Origin of the sequence: Paracoccus cavernae (assembly GCF_042430175.1) — a bacterium.
Classification (GTDB): domain Bacteria; phylum Pseudomonadota; class Alphaproteobacteria; order Rhodobacterales; family Rhodobacteraceae; genus Paracoccus; species Paracoccus cavernae.
Genome location: NZ_JBHMDZ010000001.1, coordinates 50,895 through 73,128, shown reverse-complemented (window position 1 = coordinate 73,128; position 22,234 = coordinate 50,895). Strand labels below are relative to the sequence as shown.

Annotated in this window: 20 protein-coding genes; 10 read left to right on the top strand and 10 right to left on the bottom strand. The window is 64.8% G+C overall.

Translation table 11 applies throughout. The annotated features are described in order from the left end of the window. The first annotated feature begins 8 nt into the window (after nucleotides 1-8). From ACFFUC_RS00355 to ACFFUC_RS00340, 4 genes are read left to right on the top strand one after another with little or no spacing between them, the layout of a single operon-like run. A complete protein-coding gene (locus tag ACFFUC_RS00355) occupies nucleotides 9-1,592 on the top strand; it encodes a monovalent cation/H+ antiporter subunit D (protein WP_377683581.1) in 1,584 nt (527 codons plus the stop codon). Next, nucleotides 1,589-2,080: a Na+/H+ antiporter subunit E gene (locus ACFFUC_RS00350; RefSeq protein ID WP_377682479.1), complete on the top strand. Its 492-nt coding sequence runs from the start codon at nucleotides 1,589-1,591 to the stop codon at nucleotides 2,078-2,080. The genes ACFFUC_RS00355 and ACFFUC_RS00350 overlap by 4 nt, the downstream gene beginning before the upstream one ends. Beyond that, a complete protein-coding gene (locus ACFFUC_RS00345) occupies nucleotides 2,077-2,346 on the top strand; it encodes a K+/H+ antiporter subunit F (RefSeq protein WP_377682477.1) in 270 nt (89 codons plus the stop codon). Before ACFFUC_RS00350 ends, ACFFUC_RS00345 begins: the two co-directional genes overlap by 4 nt. Before the next feature lie 10 nt (nucleotides 2,347-2,356). Then, nucleotides 2,357-2,728 carry a Na+/H+ antiporter subunit G gene (locus ACFFUC_RS00340; RefSeq protein WP_377682475.1) on the top strand — a complete coding sequence of 124 codons (372 nt, stop codon included), beginning with the start codon at nucleotides 2,357-2,359 and terminating at the stop codon, nucleotides 2,726-2,728. 96 nt (nucleotides 2,729-2,824) lie between these two features. Here the strand turns inward: ACFFUC_RS00340 and dapA are convergent, their stop codons facing one another. Beyond that, the gene (gene dapA, locus ACFFUC_RS00335) at nucleotides 2,825-3,700 is read right to left on the bottom strand and encodes a 4-hydroxy-tetrahydrodipicolinate synthase (RefSeq protein ID WP_377682474.1); all 876 of its coding nucleotides are present in this window, start codon (nucleotides 3,698-3,700) and stop codon (nucleotides 2,825-2,827) included. A gap of 102 nt (nucleotides 3,701-3,802) precedes the next feature. Between dapA and ACFFUC_RS00330 the strand changes: the two genes are divergently transcribed. Both ACFFUC_RS00330 and ACFFUC_RS00325 read left to right on the top strand, forming a co-directional pair. Then, nucleotides 3,803-5,968 carry a transglycosylase SLT domain-containing protein gene (locus ACFFUC_RS00330; RefSeq protein WP_377682472.1) on the top strand — a complete coding sequence of 722 codons (2,166 nt, stop codon included), beginning with the start codon at nucleotides 3,803-3,805 and terminating at the stop codon, nucleotides 5,966-5,968. Between the two features lie 126 nt (nucleotides 5,969-6,094). Continuing rightward, a complete protein-coding gene (locus tag ACFFUC_RS00325) occupies nucleotides 6,095-6,964 on the top strand; it encodes an oxidoreductase (RefSeq protein ID WP_377682470.1) in 870 nt (289 codons plus the stop codon). A 30-nt stretch (nucleotides 6,965-6,994) separates the two neighbouring features. On the opposite strand, the gene ACFFUC_RS00320 is transcribed toward ACFFUC_RS00325, so the two are convergent. The 3 genes from ACFFUC_RS00320 to ACFFUC_RS00310 form a co-directional block, all read right to left on the bottom strand. Then, on the bottom strand, nucleotides 6,995-8,017 hold the full coding sequence (locus ACFFUC_RS00320; protein ID WP_377682468.1) for a DMT family transporter: 1,023 nt from the start codon (nucleotides 8,015-8,017) through the stop codon (nucleotides 6,995-6,997). A 146-nt stretch (nucleotides 8,018-8,163) separates the two neighbouring features. Continuing rightward, on the bottom strand, nucleotides 8,164-8,952 hold the full coding sequence (locus ACFFUC_RS00315; protein ID WP_377682466.1) for an inositol monophosphatase family protein: 789 nt from the start codon (nucleotides 8,950-8,952) through the stop codon (nucleotides 8,164-8,166). A 106-nt stretch (nucleotides 8,953-9,058) separates the two neighbouring features. Beyond that, nucleotides 9,059-9,961: a LysR family transcriptional regulator gene (locus ACFFUC_RS00310; protein ID WP_377682464.1), complete on the bottom strand. Its 903-nt coding sequence runs from the start codon at nucleotides 9,959-9,961 to the stop codon at nucleotides 9,059-9,061. Nucleotides 9,962-10,053: 92 nt separating this feature from the next. On the opposite strand from ACFFUC_RS00310, the gene metF reads away from it, so the two are divergent. After that, nucleotides 10,054-10,932 carry a methylenetetrahydrofolate reductase [NAD(P)H] gene (gene metF / locus ACFFUC_RS00305; RefSeq protein ID WP_377682462.1) on the top strand — a complete coding sequence of 293 codons (879 nt, stop codon included), beginning with the start codon at nucleotides 10,054-10,056 and terminating at the stop codon, nucleotides 10,930-10,932. A 45-nt stretch (nucleotides 10,933-10,977) separates the two neighbouring features. On the opposite strand, the gene ACFFUC_RS00300 is transcribed toward metF, so the two are convergent. Beyond that, nucleotides 10,978-12,207 carry a T6SS phospholipase effector Tle1-like catalytic domain-containing protein gene (locus ACFFUC_RS00300; RefSeq protein ID WP_377682460.1) on the bottom strand — a complete coding sequence of 410 codons (1,230 nt, stop codon included), beginning with the start codon at nucleotides 12,205-12,207 and terminating at the stop codon, nucleotides 10,978-10,980. A 174-nt stretch (nucleotides 12,208-12,381) separates the two neighbouring features. Here ACFFUC_RS00300 and ACFFUC_RS00295 point away from each other — a divergent pair, with 174 nt between their 5' ends. Further along, the gene (locus ACFFUC_RS00295; protein ID WP_377682458.1) at nucleotides 12,382-12,813 is read left to right on the top strand and encodes an Lrp/AsnC family transcriptional regulator; all 432 of its coding nucleotides are present in this window, start codon (nucleotides 12,382-12,384) and stop codon (nucleotides 12,811-12,813) included. A gap of 24 nt (nucleotides 12,814-12,837) precedes the next feature. Here ACFFUC_RS00295 and rsmD read toward each other — a convergent pair whose 3' ends face one another. Together rsmD and ACFFUC_RS00285 are read right to left on the bottom strand one after the other, a co-directional pair. Beyond that, nucleotides 12,838-13,401, bottom strand: a complete 564-nt coding sequence (gene rsmD, locus ACFFUC_RS00290; protein WP_377682456.1) for a 16S rRNA (guanine(966)-N(2))-methyltransferase RsmD — start codon at nucleotides 13,399-13,401, stop codon at nucleotides 12,838-12,840. Nucleotides 13,402-13,474: 73 nt separating this feature from the next. After that, nucleotides 13,475-14,677: an NAD(P)/FAD-dependent oxidoreductase gene (locus tag ACFFUC_RS00285; protein ID WP_377682455.1), complete on the bottom strand. Its 1,203-nt coding sequence runs from the start codon at nucleotides 14,675-14,677 to the stop codon at nucleotides 13,475-13,477. Nucleotides 14,678-14,751: 74 nt separating this feature from the next. Here ACFFUC_RS00285 and ACFFUC_RS00280 point away from each other — a divergent pair, with 74 nt between their 5' ends. Continuing rightward, nucleotides 14,752-15,237: a peroxiredoxin gene (locus tag ACFFUC_RS00280; protein WP_377682453.1), complete on the top strand. Its 486-nt coding sequence runs from the start codon at nucleotides 14,752-14,754 to the stop codon at nucleotides 15,235-15,237. Between the two features lie 63 nt (nucleotides 15,238-15,300). Here ACFFUC_RS00280 and ACFFUC_RS00275 read toward each other — a convergent pair whose 3' ends face one another. Further along, a complete protein-coding gene (locus ACFFUC_RS00275; protein ID WP_377682451.1) occupies nucleotides 15,301-15,672 on the bottom strand; it encodes a DUF805 domain-containing protein in 372 nt (123 codons plus the stop codon). Between the two features lie 143 nt (nucleotides 15,673-15,815). Between ACFFUC_RS00275 and ACFFUC_RS00270 the strand changes: the two genes are divergently transcribed. After that, entirely contained in the window at nucleotides 15,816-18,908 is a 3,093-nt protein-coding gene (locus tag ACFFUC_RS00270) for a valine--tRNA ligase (protein ID WP_377682449.1), read from the top strand. Nucleotides 18,909-19,021: 113 nt separating this feature from the next. On the opposite strand, the gene ACFFUC_RS00265 is transcribed toward ACFFUC_RS00270, so the two are convergent. After that, a complete protein-coding gene (locus ACFFUC_RS00265; protein ID WP_377682447.1) occupies nucleotides 19,022-20,461 on the bottom strand; it encodes an HlyD family type I secretion periplasmic adaptor subunit in 1,440 nt (479 codons plus the stop codon). Further along, nucleotides 20,458-22,200 carry a type I secretion system permease/ATPase gene (locus tag ACFFUC_RS00260; protein ID WP_377682445.1) on the bottom strand — a complete coding sequence of 581 codons (1,743 nt, stop codon included), beginning with the start codon at nucleotides 22,198-22,200 and terminating at the stop codon, nucleotides 20,458-20,460. Before ACFFUC_RS00260 ends, ACFFUC_RS00265 begins: the two co-directional genes overlap by 4 nt. Nucleotides 22,201-22,234 lie beyond the last annotated feature (34 nt).

Below are 22,234 nucleotides of genomic sequence, written 5' to 3'. Positions count from 1 at the left end.
GCGATCTCGTGAACCATCTGCTGATCGCCCCCGTGGTTCTGCCGGCCTGTCTTGGTGCGGTGATCCTGCTCGCCATGCGCACCGATCTGGTGTTGCAGCGCATCTTTTCGATCGCGGGTACGCTGGCGCTTGTCGGCGTCGCGCTTTACCTCAACTGGCTGGCCGCCGACGGCACGATCTCGGTCTATCGCTTGGGCAATTGGGCCGCGCCTTTCGGCATCGTCCTGATGCTCGACCGGCTGGCCGCGCTGATGCTGTTGCTGACGGCGGTGCTGGCGCTCGCGGTCCAGCTTTACGCTTTGGGTTCGGGCTGGGACCGCAAGGGCTGGCATTTCCACGCGCTTTGGCAGTTCCAGCTGATGGGGGTCTGCGGGGCTTTTCTGACCGGAGACGCCTTCAACCTCTTTGTCTTTTTCGAGGTCCTGCTGATCGCCTCCTACGGGCTGATGATCCACGGCGGCGGCGCGATGCGGCTGCGGGCAGGGGTGCAATATGTCGTCTACAACCTCGCGGGATCGACGCTGTTCCTGATCGCGCTCGGGACGCTTTATTCGGTGACGGGCACGCTCAATATGGCCGATATGGCGGCGCGGGTGGCCGAGCTGCCGGCCGACCAGACCGCCGTCCTGCGCGCCGGAGCGATCCTGCTGATGCTGGTCTTTGCGGTCAAAGCCGCGCTGGTGCCGCTGCATTTCTGGCTGCCCGCGACCTATGCCAATGCGCCGGGGCCGGTGGCCGCGCTGTTTGCGATCATGAGCAAGGTCGGCGTCTATGCCATCCTGCGCTTCTTCACGCTGGTTTTCCCGCCCGACGGCACGACCGAGCGCATCGCGATGGAGCTGTTGCTTCCCGCCGCGCTCTTTACCTTGGCGCTTGGCCAGATCGGCGTTCTGGGCGCGAAAAGCCTGAGCCGGATGGCGGCCTTCGCGGCGATCGGCTCTATCGGGACGCTGGTTGTCTCCATGGCGCAATTCACGCCCGAAGGTGTCTCGGCCGCGATCTATTACATGATCCATTCGACGCTGGCGGCAGGGGCCTTGTTCCTTGTCGTCGACCTGATCGGCGCGCGCCGCCGCGACCTGTGGCTGATCCCCGAGCCCCCCATCGCCCATGCCGGCCTGATCGGCGTGCTGTTCTTTGCCGCGGCGGTTGCCGTGACGGGGATGCCGCCGCTGTCGGGGTTCGTCGGCAAGCTTCTGGTCCTTCAGGCCACCGCCGGCTCGCCGCAATGGGTGGTGATCTGGGCCGTGGTGCTGGTCACTTCGCTGATCGCCATTGCGGGGATGATGCGCGCGGGCTCGCTGGTCTTCTGGAAAGCGACCGAGGTGGGCGCGGCCCCCGCAAGATCCACCGCAGCAGGAGCTCAGGGCGGGCGCATCAAACTCGAACCCGACGAGCAGGTGCAGGATGTGGGCGATGCGCCCTCGCACGGGCTGGCCTTGGTATCGGTCGGCGCGCTTTTGGGCGGGCTGGTGCTGCTGACGGTTTTCGCGGGCCCGGTAACGGAATACGCGCAAGGGGTCGCGGCGCAATTGCTAGATCCGGCGGCCTATATCGATGCGGTACTGATCCGGCAGGAGGGCGTGCGATGATGCGCAGGATTTTTCCCCATCCGGTGCTGTCCCTGATGATTCTGGTCGTCTGGATGATGCTGGTTAACCGCTTCGCCTGGGGCTCGCTGGTCTTTGCCGCGATTCTGGCGGTGCTGGTGCCGGTTGCGACCGCGCCCTATTGGCCGGGCGTGACGCGCTACCGCAACCTGCTCGGATTGCCGGGCTTCGCCTGGGTGGTCTTTGTCGATATCATCAAGGCCAATATCGCGGTCGCGAAGATCGTGCTGTTCATGCCGAAATCGCAGCTCCGCCCCGCTTGGGTCGTGGTCCCGCTCGAGATCCGCCAACCCGAGGCCATCGCCATGCTGGCCAGCGCCATCACTTTGACGCCGGGTACGCTGTCTTGCGATCTGTCGCAGGGCAAAGACGCGCTTTTGGTCCATTGCCTGCACGCCCCCGATCCCGAGGCCGTGCTGGAGGAGATCAAAACCCGCTACGAAGCCCGTCTCAAGGAGATCTATCCATGATCCTCTATGCGCTCTGGTTCGCCTTCGGCTGCTTCGGTCTGGCGCTGCTGTGCTGTCTTTACCGCGTGGTGATCGCGCCGGGGGTGACGGACAGGCTGCTCGCGCTCGATACAATGACGATCAACGTGATCGCGCTGCTGACGCTGTTCGGCATCCTACACGGCACCACCGCCTATTTCGAGGCGACGCTGATTTTCGCCATGTTCGGCTTTGTCTCGACCGTGGCTTTCGCAAAATTCGTCCTGCGCGGCGATATCATCGAATGAGGGGGCTGTGATGCTGGTTGCGGAAATCATCGTGGCCTTCCTGCTGGTGGCGGGCGGCTTTTTCGGACTCGTGGGCTCCTTGGCGCTGATCCGGCTGCCCGATCTGATGACGCGGCTGCACGGGCCGGGGATGGCGACGACCTTGGGTGTCGGGCTGATCCTGATCGCGGCGCTGATCTGGTTTCCGGTCTTCGGCGGACATTGGAGCTGGCACGAACTGCTCATCACCGTCTTCCTGCTCGCGACAGCGCCGATCACCGGCCATTTCATCGCCAAGGCCGACATGCATCTGCGCCAGCGCGGCGCGGGGATCCCCAAGCCGCCCAAGGGCGAGTGGGCGACCTTTTCGGACCCCTCGGCACCCACCGACAGGCCGGAGTGAGGCGCGGGCCTTGCCGCCCTGCCAAAACCCGAACGACCCAAAGAAAACGCCGCCCCTCGGGGCGGCGTTTTCTTTGCCAGGGCAGGAGAGGGCCGCTTACAGCAGGCCCGCATGCTCCAGCGCCGCATCGATCTTGTCGCGGGTCTGGTCGGTCAGCGCCACCAGCGGCAGGCGCACACGCTCGTTGCACAGGCCCAGACGCGACATCGCGTATTTCGCACCCGCAACCCCCGGTTCGAGGAAGATCGCGATATGGAGCGGCATCAGCTTGTCCTGATACTCCAAGGCTTTGGCGTAATCGCCCGCAAGCGTCGCATTCTGGAATTCCGCGCAAAGACGCGGCGCGACATTGGCCGTGACCGAGATGCAGCCCGTACCGCCATGGGCGTTGAAGCCCAGAGCCGTCGCGTCCTCGCCCGAAAGCTGGACGAAATCCGCACCGCAGGTCATGCGCTGCATCGAGACGCGCTCGAGCTTGCCGGTCGCGTCCTTGACGCCGATGATGCGCGGCAGTTTCGCCAGTTCGCCCATTGTCTCGGGCGACATGTCGACGACCGAGCGGCCGGGGATGTTGTAGATAATGATCGGCAGGTTCGAGGCGTCATGGAGCGCCGCGAAATGGGCGATCATGCCTTCCTGCGTCGGCTTGTTGTAATAGGGCGTCACGATCAGCGCGGCATCCGCGCCCGATTCCTGCGCGTTCTGGATCAGGTTGATCCCTTCGCGGGTCGAGTTGGAACCGGCACCGGCCACGACCGGCACGCGGCCTGCGGCGACGCGGACGACTTCGCGCACGACCAGATTATGCTCGTCATGGCTCAGCGTGGGGCTTTCGCCGGTGGTGCCGACCGGAACCAGCCCGTGGCTGCCCTCCGCGATATGCCACTCGACCAGCTTCTCGAGCGTCGCGAGATCGACCTCGCCGTCATGGGTGAACGGGGTGACAAGCGCTGGCATCGAGCCTTTGAACATGACTGCTTCCTGTAGAAGTGGTTTCTTTGCCCTTACTACCCGAAGCCGCCCTTGCCAAGGATGTGAGTTGCACCGCGCCCCGCAGCCGGTCACAACTATGGCATGTTGTATCCTCTGCGTGACAGAATTCTGGGTCTGGTATTTGCCTGTCTGGCGGCAACGCCGTCTTTGGCCGAAAACCGGACCGATATGGGTGGCGCTTTGGCCGCCGCCGGAAGGCGTGACTGGGTCGCGGCCGAGGCTGCCGCGGCGCGCTCGGGGCCGGTCGCGCAAAGCCTGATCGCCTGGCAAAAGCTGCGGGCGGGGCAGGGGAGCTGGCCCGAATACCGCGATTTCGCCGCCGCCCATCCCGATTTTCCGGGGATGGAGCTGTTCTACACCCGTGGCGATGCGGTGCTGAACCCGACCCTTCCCGCCGCCGAGATCCTGACATGGTTCGCCACGCGCCGCCCCGCGACTTTGGGGGCCGAGCGCGCCTATCTCGCGGCACTGGGGACGGATCAGGCGGCGGTTCGCGCCGAAGTCACGCGTTTCTGGACCGAGGTCGTCCTGAGCGATGCCGAAGAGGCGGCTTTCCTCATGGATTACGGCACAGCGGTCGAGGAGGCCGATGACGCGCGGCTGTCGCTGCTGCTTGATCGCGGCGAATGGATGGCGGCCGAACGGATGCTGCCGCGGGCAAGCGCGGATGCGCAGGCCCTCGCGCGGGCGCGGATCGCTATGCAGGCGGGGCGGACGGGCGTCGATACGCTGATCCTCGCGCTGCCTGCCGCACAGCAAGCCGATGCGGGTCTCGCGCTCGACCGCTTCCGCTGGCGCGTGAAGAACAAGATGGGCGATCTGGCGCGCGACTTGATGCTCGAACGCTCGACCAGCGCCGAGGCTTTGCGCGATCCAGCGCTGTGGGCGGGCCTTCGCGCCGACTACTCGCGTGCGGCCATGCGCGCCGGCGATTGGGTGAAGGCCGAGGCCTTCGCCGCCAACCATTTCCTGCCCGAGGATCACAAGGATTACACCGATCTCGAATGGCTTGCGGGCTATGCCGCGCTGAAATCGGGCAAGCCCGAACAGGCGTTGCGCCATTTCCGCCATCTCGAGGGTATCGGCGCGACGCCGATCACGCTGTCGCGCTCGCTGTATTGGCAGGGGCGCGCCCATGAGGCGCTCGGGCGCAAGGCCGAGGCGCAGGCGGCTTACGGCAAAGCGGCGCTGCATCAGACCGCCTATTACGGGCAGCTGGCCTCCGAGAAGGTCGGTGCGGTCATGGCTCCGGCGCTGGCGGTGCAGGGTGCCGCCATCGACAGTCTGCCCGAATGGCGCGGCGCGGCGATCACCGAAAGCCCTTTGTGGCAGGCGGGGGTCTGGCTGGTTGCGGCGGGCTATCCCGAGCAGGGCCAACGGTTCTTCCTGCAATTGGCCGAAAGCGCCGAGCCCGACGACATCGCCCGCATGTCGCGGCTGATGCTGGAATTGCGTATGCCCTGGCACGCTTTGCGGCTGGCCAAGGCTGCCGCCGCCAAGGGCGCGATCTACCCCGCCGCCTATTTTCCGCTGACCGGTCTCGAGGAGGGCTATCACGGCCTGCCGCCCGAGCTGGTGCTGGCGATCGCGCGGCGCGAAAGCGAATTCAACCATGCCGCCAATTCCCATGCCGGAGCCAAGGGGCTGATGCAGGTCATGCCGGGCACGGCGCAGGATATGGCGCGGCTTTTGGGCGAGCCCTATGACTTCGCCCGCCTGACCACCGATGCCGATTACAATGCACGGCTTGGCGCGGCCTATCTGCGCGGGCTCCAGACCCGTTTCGGTACCTCGATCGCGCTCGTTTCCTCGGGTTATAACGCGGGGCCGGGGCGTCCGGCGCGCTGGCTCGGCGATTTCGGCGACCTGCGCCGCCATGCCGATCCGGTCGATTGGGTCGAGCTGATCCCGCTCGACGAGACGCGCAACTATGTCATGCGCGTGGCCGAATCCCTGCCCGTCTACCGCGCGCGGATCATGGGCAAACCCGCTCCGATCGTGCCGAGCTTCGATCTGACGGGGGGCGGTCTCATGCCCGTGCCGCCGCAACCGCCGGTCCGTCTCGCTTTTTCGCCGCGCCCGCCGGTCTCGCAGCGCGCGATCGTGGCGCTGATTGGTGGCGGCGCGAGCGTCCGCGTGCTGACGCAGCCCGCGCTTCCTGCGGCCGCGCCCGACACGGGTACCGATACACCGGCCGTCACCGCCGCCGCCGAGGAAACACCCGCGCCGCAGACGGCCACGCCCTAAGCCCCGCGCCATCCGCCCGAGATTGCATCCGCGCCGCAATCGTCCTTACTGGAGGCCGGAGCATTCGCGGCCCCCAGACCTTGTCTCGAGGCCTGCCCCCAATTGCCGCCCCAAGGAGGAATGCGCATGACCGATCCAAATCCCGCCGCTGCCGGCCGCTTTACCTTCCCCGGTACCGAGATCACCGTGAACCGCATGGGTTTTGGCGCGATGCAGCTTGCCGGTCCCCATGTTTTCGGCGAGCCCGCCGATCCCGCCGAGGCCCGCGCCGTCCTGCGCGAAGCGGTCGCTTTGGGCATCAACCATATCGACACCAGCGACTTCTACGGTCCCTATGTCACCAACCGCCTGATCCGCGAGGCACTTGCGCCCTATCCGGCGGATCTGACGCTGGTCAGCAAGATCGGCGCCTACCGCAACGATCACGGCGAATGGCTGTTGAGCCTCGATACCGATTTCCTGCGCCGCTCGGTGATGGAAAACCTCGAGCGGCTGGGCCTCGAGCAGGTGCCGATCATCAACCTGCGCATCGGCGGGCCGGGGGATGATGTCGTGGCCCCGATGCGCGCGATGCGGGCTTTTCAGGACGAAGGGCTGATCGGCCATATCGGCATCAGCACGGTGACGCCCGACCAGTTGGCGCGGGCGCGCGATGTGGCACCGGTGGTATGCGTGCAGAACATGTACAACATTGTCCAGCGCGGCGACGACGCGATGATCGACGCTCTGGCCGAAGACGGGATCGCCTATGTACCCTATTTCCCGCTCGGCGGTTTCAGCCCGCTGCAGTCGGAGGGGCTGAACGGGGTCGCGACTCGGCTCGGGACCAGCGCGCAACAGGTGGCTTTGGCCTGGCTCTTGCAGCGCAGCCCCAACATCCTGCCGATCCCCGGCACTTCGCGCCGCAGCCATTTGCGCCAGAATATCGCGGCGGCAAGCCTGGTGCTTCCGACCGAAGAGCTGCGTTTGCTGAACGGTCTGGCCGGCGCGCGCTAGCTCTGGTGGTTGTTGCGTCAGGCGGTCGTCTCAGCCCGCCTGACGCGCCTTTTGCAGGGTGCGCCACCAGGTAAAGAGGCCCGCGGCCACCACGATCGCCCCGCCAAGCGCCACATTCGGCGCGAGCCTTTCGTCAAAGAACAAGACCCCGATGATCGAGACCCAGACCAGCTGCGTATAGGCGAAGGGCTGGAGGCTGGAGGCCTCGGCCATCTCGTAGGCGCGGATCAGCAGGAAATGCGAGATCGCGGCACCGGCGCAAAGAATGAGCAGCAAGGGCACATCCGGCAGATCGACCGGCTGCAGCCAGAAGATCCCAAGCACGGTCGCGGTGATCGCGCCGACGATGCTGGTCCAGAAAAAGCTGACGGTTGCGGAATCGTCGCGACCGACCATGCGCGTGAGCAGCCCGTAGATCGCGAACATCACCGCGCCCAGGAAGGGCAGGGCCGAATCCCACGACAAAACCCCGCCCGAAGGGTTGAGCACGATCAGGATCCCCATAAATCCCACGCCGACCGCGACCCAGCGCCGCCAGCCGATCTTTTCGCCAAGGATCGGCCCCGACAAAGCCACCACCAAAAGCGGCGTACAGGCGAAAATCGCATGGGTGTCGATCAGGCCGAGGCGGACGAAAGCCTCGATCGTGACAAGGATCTCGAGCACCAGAAGAACGCCGCGAATCACCTGTAGAACCGGCCGTTTGGAATGCACCGCCGCACGGATCCCGCCCGGCGCGCGCATGGCCAGCACGACAACGAAAACCGCCATGAACCAGAAGCGCAGCATGATGATGAACATCGGCGAGTATTTCCCGCCGAGATAACGCGAGAACCCGTCCTGCATCCCGAAGGTGAAACACACGAGGCACATCAACAAGATCGCCTTGCCCTGACGGCTGCGGGCGATCTCCGCCGCGGATTTCTCGGCCGGCGTTTGCGCCACCGGAGGTTCGGCCGGCGCCGCATTGGCCGAAGAGGCGAGGGGCTCGGCGGAAAGGGCTGTCGCAACCGGTGTGGCGACAGGGCCGGATTTCGGCGCTTGGTGATCCATGATGGCACTCGCGGCTGATAGCATCAGACCTGCGCCGCCAAAACCGTAAGGTCAAGTCGCAATAAGGGTTTAGGCGATGCAAATGAAAGGGGGCCGCGCAAACGGCGCGGCCCTCGAAGCTGTGTGGAGAGGGTGCGGGCGGGCGCTCAGGGGCGCTCGCGCACGATCCCCGAGAAGGTGTCGAACAGCGGCGCGTTGCAGGCGACGATATTGCCCGAATAGATCGGGCTCTGGTCGGCGCGGATCGATTCGACGAAACCGCCGGCCTCTTTGACCAGCAAGATCCCCGCTGCGACATCCCAGGAATTGATGCCGCGCTCCCAATAGCCCTCGTAGCGGCCGGCCGCGACATAAGCGAGATCGAGCGCCGCGGCCCCCCAGCGGCGCACGCCCGCCGTGACCGGCATCAGACGCGCGAGATCGGCCAGAGTGGCCGGAAGCGTGCCGCGTCCGCCGAAGGGGACGCCCGTGGCAAAGATCGACTCGATCATCTGCTTGCGGCCCGAAACGCGGATGCGCTGGTTGTTCATGAAAGCGCCATCGCCTTTTTCGGCGGTGAACATCTCGTCCTTGGCGGCGTCATAGACCACGGCGGCGACGATCTCGCCCTTGTGCTCCAGCGCGATCGAGATCGCCCAATGCGGCAGGCCGTGCAGGAAGTTGGTGGTGCCGTCCAGCGGGTCGACGATCCAGCGGCGGGTCGGATCCTCGCCTGCTTCCTCGCCGGTTTCCTCGCCGATCCAGCCGTAGTTCGGGCGGGCGCCGCGCAACTCTTCCTTGATGATGCGCTCGGCCTCTTTATCGGCGCGGCTGACGAAGTCGCCCGCACCTTTCACCGAGACCTGCAGGTTCTCGACTTCGCGGAAATCCTTGACCAAGGAACGGGCGGCCTTGCGCGCGGCCTTGATCATGACGTTGAGGTTGGCGCTGGCCATTTGAGATGTCCTTATCGGGGGTCAGGCACGCGTCATAATGCCATGAACGCGCAAAGTGAAGGCTTGCGTCGCTTTTCCACCGTTCCGTCACGCGATTCGATGCGTTTTAGCGCAGGAACCGCAGCGGCTCGGTCCGCGCGAGGCGCAAGACATAGGCCATATAGGGCTGGGCGAGGTCCTCTTGGCGCATCGCGGCGTAGAGGCGGCGCAGCGTGCCGCCCTTGCCCAGAGGCAGGGTGGCAAGCTCCGGATTGCCGGCATGTTCGCGCAAAACCCAGTCGGGCATGACCGAAACCCCGCGCCCCGAAGCGACGAGCATCAAGGCGACGCTGGTCTGTTCGACCTGCCGGACATGCGCGGGCTCGACGCCCGCCGGATCGAGGAATTGCGAAAAGACGTCGAGCCGCGCGCGCTCCATCGGATAGGTGATCAAAGTCTCGGCACGCAGATCCTCGGGCTCGGCATAGCCTTTGGCGACCAGCGGATGATCTGCGGGAACGACCATGGTCGGCGCATAGTCGAAGAGCGGCTGGAAGGTAATGCCCGCCAGCTCTTCGGGATCCGAGGAAATCACCAGATCGACCTGCCCCTTTTGCAGCGCGGGCAGGGCCTTGAGCGACAGGCTCGAGCGGATGTCGAGATCGACCTCGGGCCAGACGCGGCGGAACCGGTCGAGCACCGGCAAAAGCCACGCATAGCAATGGTGGCACTCCATCGCGACATGAAGCCTGCCTGCGCGGCCTTGTTCGACGGCGCGGAAATCGGCCTCGGCGGCCTCGATCAGGGGCAGGACCTGTTCGGCCGTGCGCAAAAGCCGCATCCCCGCCGCCGAGAGCCGCAAGGGTTTGGTGCGGCGCAGGAAAAGCTCGATCCCTGTCTGCTCCTCCAGGGCTTTGATCTGATGCGACAAAGCCGATTGCGTCAGGTTCAGGATATCGGCAGCCCGCGCCAGCCCGCCCTGTTCATGGATGGCGCGCAGCAGGCGGAGGTGGCGGAGTTCGAGATACATCTTGAGCGGGGTTCATAACAATGTTGCGGATTATGAATTTGTCTCACGACGCGGCCCATGCGACAAGCCCCCTACGAAAAAGGAATGAGACCATGTCCCAGACGCCCGCAAAAACGCCTGCTGTCAGCTTTGAATTCTTCCCGCCGCGGAACCTCGACCAGTCGTTCCGGCTGTGGGAGACGGCGCGTGCGCTGGCACCGCTCGGGCCGGATTTCGTCTCGGTGACCTATGGCGCGGGCGGGACGACCCGCCAGCTGACCCACGAGGCGGTGACCGCGCTTTCCAGCCACTACGGCCTCAATGTCGCGGCGCATCTGACCTGTGTGGACGCGACGCGTGAAGAAACGATGAAGATCGTCGCGGATTATGCGGCCGCAGGTGTTCGCGAGATAGTGGCTCTGCGCGGTGATGCGCCGCAGGGGCAGGACACATTCACCCCCCATCCCGATGGTTTCGCAAGCTCGGTCGAGCTGATCGAGGCGATTGCGGAACGCGGTGATTTCACCATCCGCGTCGGCGCCTACCCCGAGCCCCATCCCGAAAGCCCCGACACTGCCGCCGATGTCGCCTGGCTCAAGCGCAAGATCGACGCGGGCGCGACCTCGTCGATGACGCAGTTCTTCTTTTCGCCCGACACCTATTTCCGCTTCCGCGACCAATGCGTTGCAGCGGGGATTGCCGCGCCGATCATTCCGGGCATCCTGCCGATTCAGGGCTGGGCGGGCACCAAGCGCTTCGCCGCGCGCTGCGGCACCACCGTTCCGCAATGGGCCGACGAGGCTTTCGCCCGCGCCGGTAAAGAAGGCGAGGCGTCGCTGGCCTTGGATCTCTGCATCGATCTGAGCGAAAAGCTGATCGCGGGCGGCGTTGACCGGCTGCATTTCTACACGCTCAACAAGCCCGATCTGACCACGAAAGTCTGCGCTGCTTTGGGGATCGTGCCGAACCCGGGCCTCAACAAAGTCGCCTGATCGCGGTTCTTTCGCCGCCTTCCGCCTTCCGCGGACCAAGGCATGTCATCCGTCCCTGACATCCACCGTCGGGGACGGATTTTTCTTTGCGGGGGCGGCTTTCTTTCGTCCTGGTTTCTTCCCCCCTGCGACGGGAGGTTCCGCCGTGCCGCCCGCCTGTTTCATGGCGGAATTGGCGGCGGCATCTTTGTCGGCTCCCATCCCGGGGCTCTTGGCGAGCGGGCGCCGCAAACGCAGGCGGTCGCGGGCGAAATCGCCAAGGCGGCCGACCAAAAGCGCAGGTCCTGGGTAGGGGCGGGGCACGGTCTCGTGCAGGCTTTCGCTGGGGTCATGACCGGCCACGCGCGGCGCGCGGGCCAGAAAAGCCTTGCCCCAATGCCGCCACGAGCCGACCGAGGGCGCGGTTGCATCGCGGGGCAGCCGCTCGCGCCAGCCCTCGGGCAATGGAAGCCCTGCCTCTTCGGCCTGCTCCATCATCCAGACCAGCGGAATATTGGCGAGCGGGCGGGCATATTCGGCCCCGCTCAGCTGCCCGCCGATATCGGGATGGACGCCGCGAAACCACATCTGCCGGATTCTCGGATCGCCCTGTGATGCCGCCATGTCGTCCTGCCCGCCGCTGCTCCAGAGCAGGGGGGCGAAGGCCGCGCGGGTTTCGTCCAGTGCGAGTGCCTGAGCGGCATGTTCGACATGGGGGCCGAGCTCGTGGTCGTGAAAGCGGAAGCGCGGCTCTGCCAACATCCACAAAAGGGGCAGACGGATCCCCAAAGCGACGACCGTATCGAAAGCGCCGATCATCCGGATCGGGACGTGATCATGACAATGGGCGCGGCGAAAACCCGCAAGATCGTCTTCCCTGCAGCCCTGACTATAGAGCTGCCAGACGCGGGCGAGCGTATGGTCCGAAACCGCGTTTGGGTGCAGCAACCCGATCCGTCCGATCATTCCGGCTAGCGAGCGGATGGCAAAAGCGCCGCGCGAATAGCCGAAGAGAAACAGCGGATCGCCGGGCCGCCAGTGCTGCGCGATCCAGGCATAGGCCCCCAGAATTCGGCTTTCGAGCTCCGATCCCGCCGCGAGGCGCGAGATCGTGCGCCATGTCTCCCATTGCTGGCCCGGCTCGTAACGCACCTTCATCGGTGCGTCGACCGGCCCCCACCAACCCGAAAGCGCGGCATAAAGCCTGCCGATCGAACTGCGGTGATCGGGGTCGAGCGAAGCGAAGGTACCGTCAATCAGAACGACCAGATGCTGGGGCGGGCGAGTTGATTCCATGCCGCGAGGCTAACATGAACCGCGCCGCCTTCCGCGCGCTTTCCACAAACGCGGTTATCACGAGGTTAAGAGCAGCGGTTTGGGCCGGCGGGCACGGCCTTTATCGAAAAGGGTGGAAATTGGCATCAATTTGGTTATTTTGATCGTTTAACGGACGAAATGACGGAGGCCGCTTTGGACGATCTGGATCGCGGAATACTCGCGCAGCTGGCGCAGGATGCGCGGATGTCGGTGGCTGTGCTGGCGCGCAGGCTGAAAGTTGCGCGCTCGACGGTTCAGGCGCGGCTGGAGCGGTTGGAAAGCACGGGTGCGATTGCGGGCTATACTCTGCGACTTGGCGAGGCCGCCAAGGAGGGACGCATCCGCGCGACCTGTCTTTTGACGATCGAGCCGCGCTCGCAGGCCGCGATCGTGTCCCGTCTGCGGACCCTCTCGGAAGTCGAGCGGATCCACACGACCAGCGGCCGCGTCGATCTTTTGCTTCAGGTTTCCGCCGAATCGACGAGCAGATTGGATGATGCTCTGGATCAGATCGGCAGTTTGACCGGCGTTAAATCCAGCGAAAGTCTGATCCACCTGTCGACAAAGCTTGACCGCGCAATTTAATCGCGTTCTTTCAATCGATTGACGCTATTCCGGCTGGCGCAGCAAAGTGACGAATGTATCGCCATAACGGCGACGGTCAATCTGCGTCAGACCGGCCGGAAGCGCGGGCGGGCGGCCTTCCTCCCAGATGATCATGGCCTTGGGGGCCAGCCAATTGCCCTTGAGAAGGGCCGCTATGGCCTTTTCTCCCAGCGCCTTGCCATAGGGCGGGTCGAGGAAAACAACGTTGAACGGGGCCGCGGTATTCGGCCCGAGCGCGGTGGCATCGCTGCGCAGATGCTCGGTCAGTTCGGCTGCACGCGCCTTGTCGATATTGGCGCGCAATAGCTTTTGCGCCGCCTTGCCGTCGTCGACGAAAGTGGCATGGGCCGCGCCGCGCGAAAGCGCCTCGAGACCGAGCGCGCCGGTGCCGGCAAAAAGGTCGAGGACGCGGGCATCGGGCAGGGGATTGCCGTGGGTGCCGTTGATCAGCAGGTTGAAGATCGACTCGCGCACCCGATCCGAGGTCGGGCGGAGATGGGCGGCTGCGTCGCCCTCGCCGACGTCGGCCAGTTTGAGGCCGCGCAGCCTGCCGCCGACGATCCTCATGCGCGCGGGGGGGCTGTCCGCCCCCCATCCTCTGCGAGGATTCCCCCCGAAGGTATTTCGGTCAGTGCGTGGCTCATTTCAGAAGCGCCTTGAGATCGGTGGCGCTGGCAACGGCCTCGGGCGCGGGCGAGCGGCCGGCGTCGACAAGACGTTTGCCGACCATATAGGCACGGGCGTCGTTGAGCGCGTCGACGGCCAGAAGCTGCGCGCCGCGGTAGTACCAGACGCTGCCGGAATGGGCGGTCTCGCCCTGCCGCAGGATGGTGCGGTCGTAGCCGGAATTGAGGCCCGCGATTTGCAGTTTCGCCTCGAACTGGTCCGACCAGAACCAGGGTTTCGGTTGGTAGGCTTGGGTCGCGCCGAGCATGTTGACTGCGACGTTTTCGGCCATGTCGATGGCATTTCCGACGCTTTCGAGACGCAGCCGGTCGCCCTCGAGCGGGAAGCTCGCGCAATCGCCCGCGGCCCAGATCGCGGGGTCCGAGGTCTGGCCGAAGGCATTGGTCGCGATGCCGTTGTCGATGCTCAGGCCGGCGTCAGCCGCAAGCTGGCTGTCGGGCGTGACGCCGATGCCGCAGATCACCAGATCGGCCGGGATCACGCGTCCGTCCACCAGCTCGACGCCGGTGGCGCGGCCGGTTCCGGTGATGCGGGCAAGGCCCGTGCCTTCGATGACGGTCACGCCATGGGCATGGTGGAGATCGCGGATCATCGACGCGGTTTCCTCGGCGGCGACGCGGCCGAGAATGCGGGGCGCGGCTTCGACCAAGGTCACCTCGAGCCCGATTTTGCGCGCGACGGCTGCGGCCTCGAGGCCGATATAGCCGCCGCCGATGACCACGAGTTTGCGGCCCGGGGTCAGCTCGTCCACGAGGTGGTCGACATCGGCGAGATTGCGGATGGTGAAGGTGCCTTGCAGCTCGCCGCCGATATCGGCAGGCAGACGGCGGGGCGTCGCACCGAGCGTCAGGGCAAGCATGTCATAGGCGATTTCGCCCTTCGACGTCGTGACGATTTTGCGGGCCGGATCGATCGCCCGCGCTTTCTCGCCCAAACGGAGCGTGATCCTTTGTTCGTCCCACCAGTCGGAGCCGCGAAGCGTCAGGCGGTCGAGCGCCATATCGCCCAGGAGATAGGCTTTGCTCAGCGGCGGACGCTGATAGGGCGGCGCGGTTTCCTCGCCCACGATCGTGATCGGGCCGTCATGACCCGATGCCCGCAGTTTCGCCGCCATCGAGGCAGCTGCCTGCCCCGCTCCCAGGATTACGATTTCCATTTTGCCTCGCTGGCCCATATGCGCGGCAGACCCTATAGTCGCGGCGCAGGCGATGCAATTCACGGAGAAACAGCATGGCAATCACTACCGGAGACAAGCTTCCCGCGGGCGAGCTGATCAAATTGGGCGGAAACGGCCCCGAAAAGATCGCCGTCAGCGCAATCGGCGCGGGTCATGTCGCGATTTTCGCGGTGCCGGGCGCTTTCACCCCGACCTGCTCGCAAGCCCATATGCCGAGCTTCGTGCGCACGGCGGATGCCTTCCGCGCCAAGGGCGTGAGCCGGATTTACTGCATCACCGTCAATGACCCCTTTGTTGCCGATGCCTGGGCCAAAGCGACCGGCGCCGACAAAGCGGGGATCGAGGTTCTTGCCGATGCCGACGGTTCCTTCACCAAGGCGATCGGCATGGATTTCGATGCGGCTGCCGCGGGTCTTTTGGGCCGTTCCAAGCGCTATGCCATGCTGGTCAAAGACGGCGTGGTCGAGGTTCTCCATCTCGAGGAAAGCCCCGGCGCCTGCGAGATCTCTGGTGGCGAATCGCTGCTGGAAGCGGTCTGAGCTCCGGCCGGACAGGTCGAATAACCACCAACCGGCTGCGCGGCACGAGGACGCCGCGCAGCTTTACTCCGCCGAGACCAGCGAGCCCGGGTCGTTTTGCGGCAGCTTCGGATCATCGCCGAAATTGTTGATGCCGGCCGTACCTCTGGTGAGGGACCAGACCAGCAAGACGATCGGGCCGATCAGCGGCAAAATCACCAGCAAAAGCCACCATCCGCTGCGGTCGATGTCATGGAGCCGGCGCACCGAGACCGCGAGTGTCGGAAGCAGAGTAACGAGGCTGAAGACGCCAGAAAGCGTTTCGCTCACGGCTGCGAGAATTGAGGCGGCGAGCACGTTGAACAGGAAGAACCACCAGTATTCCGCCCGCCGTGCCCGGCCCGAAAAGGTCGCAAATTGTGAAAAGCACGCGCTGACAGCCTGAAACATATTCATCGGATGATCCCCGTTGGAAGCACCCCTGTGATAGTCGCGCGGAGTTAAGGAAGGGTTAACCCGCGCCGCCTTTTCATCATGCGGGCTTGGCCTTTGCGGTGGTTTTCGCTATTTCATCCGCAAGTTTTACGGGTGATTGACCGATGAGCATGGACAAAAGTTTCGACGCCACGACCGCCGAGGCGCGGATCGCGACAGAGTGGGAAGAGCGCAAGGCCTTTGCGGCCGGCGCCAATGCCAAGCCGGGGGCCGAGACGTTTTCGGTCGTCATCCCGCCGCCAAACGTGACCGGTAGCCTCCATATCGGCCACGCCTTGAACAATACGCTGCAGGATATTCTGGTGCGCTGGCACCGGATGCGCGGCTTCGACACGCTTTGGCAGCCGGGGCAGGATCATGCCGGCATCGCGACCCAGATGGTGGTCGAGCGCCAGATGGCCGAGCGTCAGGAACCGAACCGCCGCGAGATCGGGCGCGAGGCCTTTGTCGAGAAGATCTGGGCCTGGAAGCAGGAATCCGGCGGCACGATCATCAATCAGCTCAAACGCCTTGGCGCGTCCTGCGACTGGTCGCGCAATGCTTTCACCATGTCCGGCGCGCCGGGTGCGCCTGCGGGCGAAGAGGGCAATTTCCATGACGCCGTGATCAAGGTCTTCGTCGACATGTACGACAAGGGCCTGATCTATCGCGGCAAGCGTCTGGTCAACTGGGACCCCCATTTCGAAACCGCGATTTCGGATCTCGAGGTCGAGAACCGCGAAGTGCCCGGCCATATGTGGCACTTCAAATACCCGCTCGCGGGCGGTGCGACCTATGAATATATCGAGCGCGACGAGGACGGAAACGTCACCCTGCGCGAGACGCGCGACTACATCTCGATCGCAACGACCCGTCCTGAAACCATGCTGGGCGACGGCGCGGTTGCGGTGCATCCGGGTGATGCGCGTTATGCGCCGATCGTCGGCAAACTGGTCGAAATTCCGGTCGGGCCCAAGGAAATGCGCCGCCTGATCCCGATCATCACCGACGAATATCCCGATCCCGATTTCGGCTCGGGCGCGGTGAAGATCACCGGCGCGCATGACTTCAACGACTATGGCGTTGCGCAGCGCAACAATATCCCGCTTTACGCGCTGCTCGACACCAAAGGCGCGATGCGCACGGATGGTCTGAGCTATGCCGAAAGCGCAGAAGTGGCGAGCCGCGCGGCGCGTGGCGAGGATGTGGGTGACGTCTCCAGCGTGAACCTCGTTCCCGAAGAGCTGCGCGGCCTTGACCGTTACGAGGCCCGCGAACGGGTGATCGAGGCAATCACCGCCGAGGGTCTCGCGGTCACCTATCTGCACAAGGAGATCGAAAAGGAGACGGGCGCCGAGCATCTCGAGCGTCGTCCTCTGGTCGAAGCCAAGCCGATCATGCAGCCCTTCGGTGATCGTTCGGGCGTGGTGATCGAGCCGATGCTGACCGACCAGTGGTTCGTCGATACCGCGAAAATCGTGGGTCCGGCACTGGATGCCGTGCGCTCGGGCGAGACGAAAATCCTGCCCGAACAGCACGAAAAGGTCTATTTCCACTGGCTCGAGAACATCGAGCCCTGGACGATCTCGCGCCAGCTGTGGTGGGGCCACCAGATTCCGGTCTGGTACGGTTTCGACATGAGCGCCGCCGGCTTCAAGGATGACGAAGGCGATGATGCGCTGGACGAAGTCGAGATCTTCGAGCTTCTGGCCGACGGTCTGGTTCAGGGCGGAGAGCGGCACCACGCGGCGGCCGGTTTCGCCGATGTGGTCGCGAAATTCCGCGACGATATTGCGGGTCTTCCCCATCCGCTGCAAATCGCCCGCGTGATCGAGGTGGCCGACCGCGAAGCGGCCGAGGATGCTTTCTCGGCAGGTCTCGCCCAGTACAATCTGACGCAGGACCCGACCCAGCTGGTCTATCCGGTCTGGCGCGATCCCGACGTTCTCGACACCTGGTTCAGCTCGGGTCTCTGGCCGATCGGCACGCTTGGCTGGCCCGAGGATACCGAAGAGCTGCGCAAATATTTCCCGACCGACGTGCTGGTCACAGGTTTCGACATCATCTTCTTCTGGGTCGCCCGCATGATGATGATGCAGCTGGCGGTCGTGGGCGAAGTGCCCTTCCATACCGTCTATGTCCACGGTCTGGTGCGCGATGAAAAAGGCGCGAAAATGTCGAAGTCGAAAGGCAACGTCATCGACCCGCTGACCCTGATCGACGATTTCGGCGCGGATGCTTTGCGCTTCACGCTGACCTCGATGGCGGCGATGGGGCGCGATCCCAAGCTCGGCCCGAAACATGTCGAGGCCAACCGCAACTTCGTGACCAAGATCTGGAACGCGACCCGTTTTGCCGAGATGAACGGCGTGCGTGGCGGTGGTGCCAAGCCCGATCCCGCGCATACGGTCAACCGCTGGATCGTGGGCGAGGTCGCCCGCACCCGTCTGGCCTTTGACGAGGCTTTGTCGAGCTACCGTTTCAACGATACCGCCCAGATCCTTTACGCTTTCGTCTGGGGCAAGGTCTGCGACTGGTATGTCGAATTCGCCAAGCCGCTGTTCGACGGTGAGCATGCCGAGGAAACCCGCGCCACGATGGGCTGGGTTCTGGATCAATGCTTCACCATGCTGCATCCGATCATGCCCTTCGTCACCGAAGAGCTTTGGTCGCTGACCGGCGAGCGTTCGGGCATGCTGGTTCATGGCGCTTGGCCCGAAATCGGTGCCGAAGCGATCGATGCCGAGGCTGATCGCCAGATGAACTGGGTGATTTCGCTGATCGAAGCGATCCGCTCGGTCCGTGCCCAGATCGGCGTTCCGGCCGGTGCGAAACTGGCTCTGGTCGTGACCGAGGCCGACGAGGCCGCGCGTCAGGCTCTGGCGGCCAACGGCCCGTTGATCGAACGCATGGCGCGGATCGAGACGATTGCCGATGGCGCGATGGCGCAGGGCATGATTTCGGTCGGCGTGCAGGGCGCAAGCTTCGCGCTGCCGGTTGGCGATGTGATTGATGTGAAAGCGGAAATCGCGCGTCTCGAAAAGGCTGTCGGCAAAGTCGAGAAGGATGCCAATGGTCTGCGCAACCGTCTCGGCAACCCCAAATTTGTCGAGAATGCCGAAGCCGAAGTGATCGAGGAAACCCGCGAGAAGCTCGCGGCGCTTGATGACGACATTAACCGCACCCGCGCGGCTTTGGCGCAGCTTGCAGCGATGTAAGCCGCGACGGTTTTGACGAAAAGAAAGGCCCGCAGCGACAATGCTGCGGGCCTTTCTTTTTGTTGTCGCTTGCCGCGGCCGCATCCGTGAACGCGCACCGCGGTGGCGAGCGGTTACCCCTCGCGGAAGGCGCGGGTGAAGTAGTCGCTCAGCGGTTTGAGCAGATAGGCCAGCGGACTGCGCTCTCCGGTCTGGATATAGACCTCGACCGGCATGCCGGGCACGAGGCTCTGCTCGCCGAGCTTCTTGATCTGCTCCGGCGGGATCGTGACTTCGGCGTGGTAATAGGGCGCACGGGTGGCTTCGTCGATCAGGATATCGGGCGAAATGCGGCTCAGGATCCCGTCGATTTCCGGCGTGGTACGCGACGAGAAGGCCGAGAAGCGCAGAACGACTTCCTGACCCGGCACGATTTCGTCGATGTTGATCGTGGCGACTTTGGCGCTGATCACCAACGGGCGATCCTGCGGGATGATATAAAGGATCGGCTCGGCAGGGCGGATCACCGAGCGTGGCGTGGTTACAACCAGTTCCTGAATGATGCCGGAAACCGGTGCACGGATATCGAGACGCGAGATCTGCTCCTGCAAGCCGCGGCGGCGTTCGACCAGCTCCAGTTCGCGGTAGCCGATGTCGCGAAGTTCGGTTTCGGCGGTCTGGCGACGCTCGGCAGTACGTTCAAGGGCAAGCAGGTCGATTTCGGTCAGCTTGGTGACCGATTGCGCGCGCGAGGCGGTGATCTCGCCCATCTGGCCGTTCAGTCTTGCGGTTTCACGTTCGAGCGCAAGGACCCGCGAGGCCTGCGCCAGCCCCTTGTCCAGGAGCGAGCGCTGGTTGCCCAGCTCTTCCTGAATGAAGCCCGCCTGTGTTTTCAGCGCCTCCATCTGGGCGTCAATGCCGGAGATTTGCGAGGTGACCTGCTCGGATTGCTTGGTGAGCTGGCCTAAGGTCTGGGTCAGCGTATCTTTGCGGGCGCGGAACAGGTTTTCCTGTCCGGCCATCAGCGTAGCCAGAACAGCGTTGGTTTTGGCACTTTCGACCAGTTCGGGGGGGAAGGTAATCACGTCGAGATCGGCGCGCTCCGCCTCGAGCCTGCCGCGACGGGCGAGCATTTCGAAATACTGCCCCTCGACGATGGCCAGTTCGGTTTCGGCCATGGTGCCGTCGAGCAGGATCAACGGTTGTCCCGCGGTGACGGTCTCTCCCTCGCTCACGAGGATTTCGGCCACGACGCCGCCATCGGGATGCTGGACGACCTGACGGCGCTGCTCGACCTCGACCTGACCCGAGGCCACGACGGCGCCCGCGATGCGTGCGCTCCAGGCCCAGACGCCGAAGCCGCCGAACAAGAGCGCCAGACAGACGAAGCCGGTGATGATCGCGCCACGCGCCGACCAGCGATCCTCGGGGGCGCGGCGGGGCGGCAGGGACGGGGGCGCATCATCCGCGACGCGCTGTGCGCGCAGTCCCTTTTCGGCCAGCGCGCGGTTGCCGGTCAGCGTCGGCAGCTTTTCGACCGGCGCAATGCCGGTTTGGTTGGGGTCGTTGCTCATGCCACGCCTCCGCCTTTTCCTTGGGCCTGGCTGATTTGCTCGGCATTTTTGACCATGGAGCGCAGGACCTCGTCACGCGGGCCGAACGCGCGGCGCATGCCCTGCTCGACGACCAGCAAAAGTTCGCATTCGGCGATGGCGGCGGGGCGGTGGGCCATGATGATGACGGCACCACCACGGGCCTTGATGGTGCGGATGGCGATGTTGAGCGCCTCGGAGCCCTCGTTGTCGAGGTTCGAGTTCGGCTCGTCGAGAACGAAGAGCACCGGATCGTCGTAAAGCGCGCGGGCGAGGCCGATGCGCTGGATCTGGCCGCCGGAAAGGCGGCCTCCGGCTTGGGCGACCGGCGTGTCGTAGCCCTGCGGCAGATCGAGGATCATCTGGTGCGCCGCCGCCGCCTGCGCCGCCGCAACCACACGTTTGGGATCGGGCGTCGGCGAAAGGCGCGCGATGTTCTCGGCGATCGTGCCGTCGAACAGGGTGACCTGCTGCGGCAGATAGCCGATGAGCTTGCCCAGCACATCCGGCTCGTATTGATCGAGCGTCGCGCCGCCGAGCCGGATCGAGCCGCTGGCCGCCTGCCAAGCCCCGATTACGGCGCGGGCGAGCGTCGACTTGCCCGAGCCGGAGGGGCCGATTACGCCAAGCGCCTGACCGGGGTTCATCGCAAAGCTGACGCCGCGCAGGGTCGGAACGTTCTGGCCCGGCGGGACGACGGAGAGCTGGTTTACCTCGAGCCGCGCCTCGGGGCGGGGCAGGGGCGTGCGCGGCAGGGTCGGCGGCCGGCGCGTCAACAGGCCGGTCAGCCGCTTCCAGCCGTCCTGTGCGCGCTGGACCATCGGCCATCCGCCGACGACCTGTTCGATCGGGGAAAGGGCGCGGCCCATCAGGATCGACGAGGCGATCATGGCCCCCGGCGTCACCTCCTGGCGCAGGACCAGCCATGCGCCGGCGGCAAGCAGCGCGCTTTGCAAAAACAGCCGGAAGGTGCGCGAGAAGACCGAGAAGGTCGAGGCGCGGTCGTTGCCGATCATCGTGGCTTCGGTGGCGACATCGCGCGCCTCCTGCCAGCGGTAGAAGGCCGCGCCGCGCATGCCGAGAGCGCCGATGATCTCGCCCTCCTGGCGGAACATGTCCGACATCCGCTCGGAGACCTGCGAGGCCACGTTGGAGTTCTGGAGCGGGGCTTTGCTCATCACCTGGTTAAGGAGCGTCGCGACGATCAGCACGAAAAGCCCGAAAGAGGCGACCGCGCCGAGCAGCGGGTGAAACAGGAAAACCGCCGCGAGAAAGAAGGGAGCCCAAGGAAGATCGAAGAGCGCCATCAGGACCGGCGAGCTGATCAGGCGCTGCACCGAATCGAGGTCGCGCATGCCGCCGCGCGTCGCCGCGTCATTGCCGATTACCGCGCCGTCCTGCAGGGCGGCTGCGAAAACCCGTCCCTCCATCCGCTCCTGAAAGCGGGCGGCGACGCGCGACATGATGCGGCTGCGCACCAGATCAAGGACGCCCATCAGCACGAAAAGGAAGATGACCAGAATGAACAGTGCCGTCAGCGTCTCGACCGAGCGGCTGGCGAGGACGCGGTCATAGACCTGCAGCATGAACAGCGGACCCGTCAGCATCAGCAGATTGACCGCTGCCGAGAAAAGCCCGACGAAAAGAAAAAGGTGCCAGGTCAAGCCGCGCGCGTCGCGCAGTTCCTGATTACCGTCGAAACGCATAGGCGGCGTAGCCATGCCGATCTGCCCCTTACCCACCATGGGCAGCCTT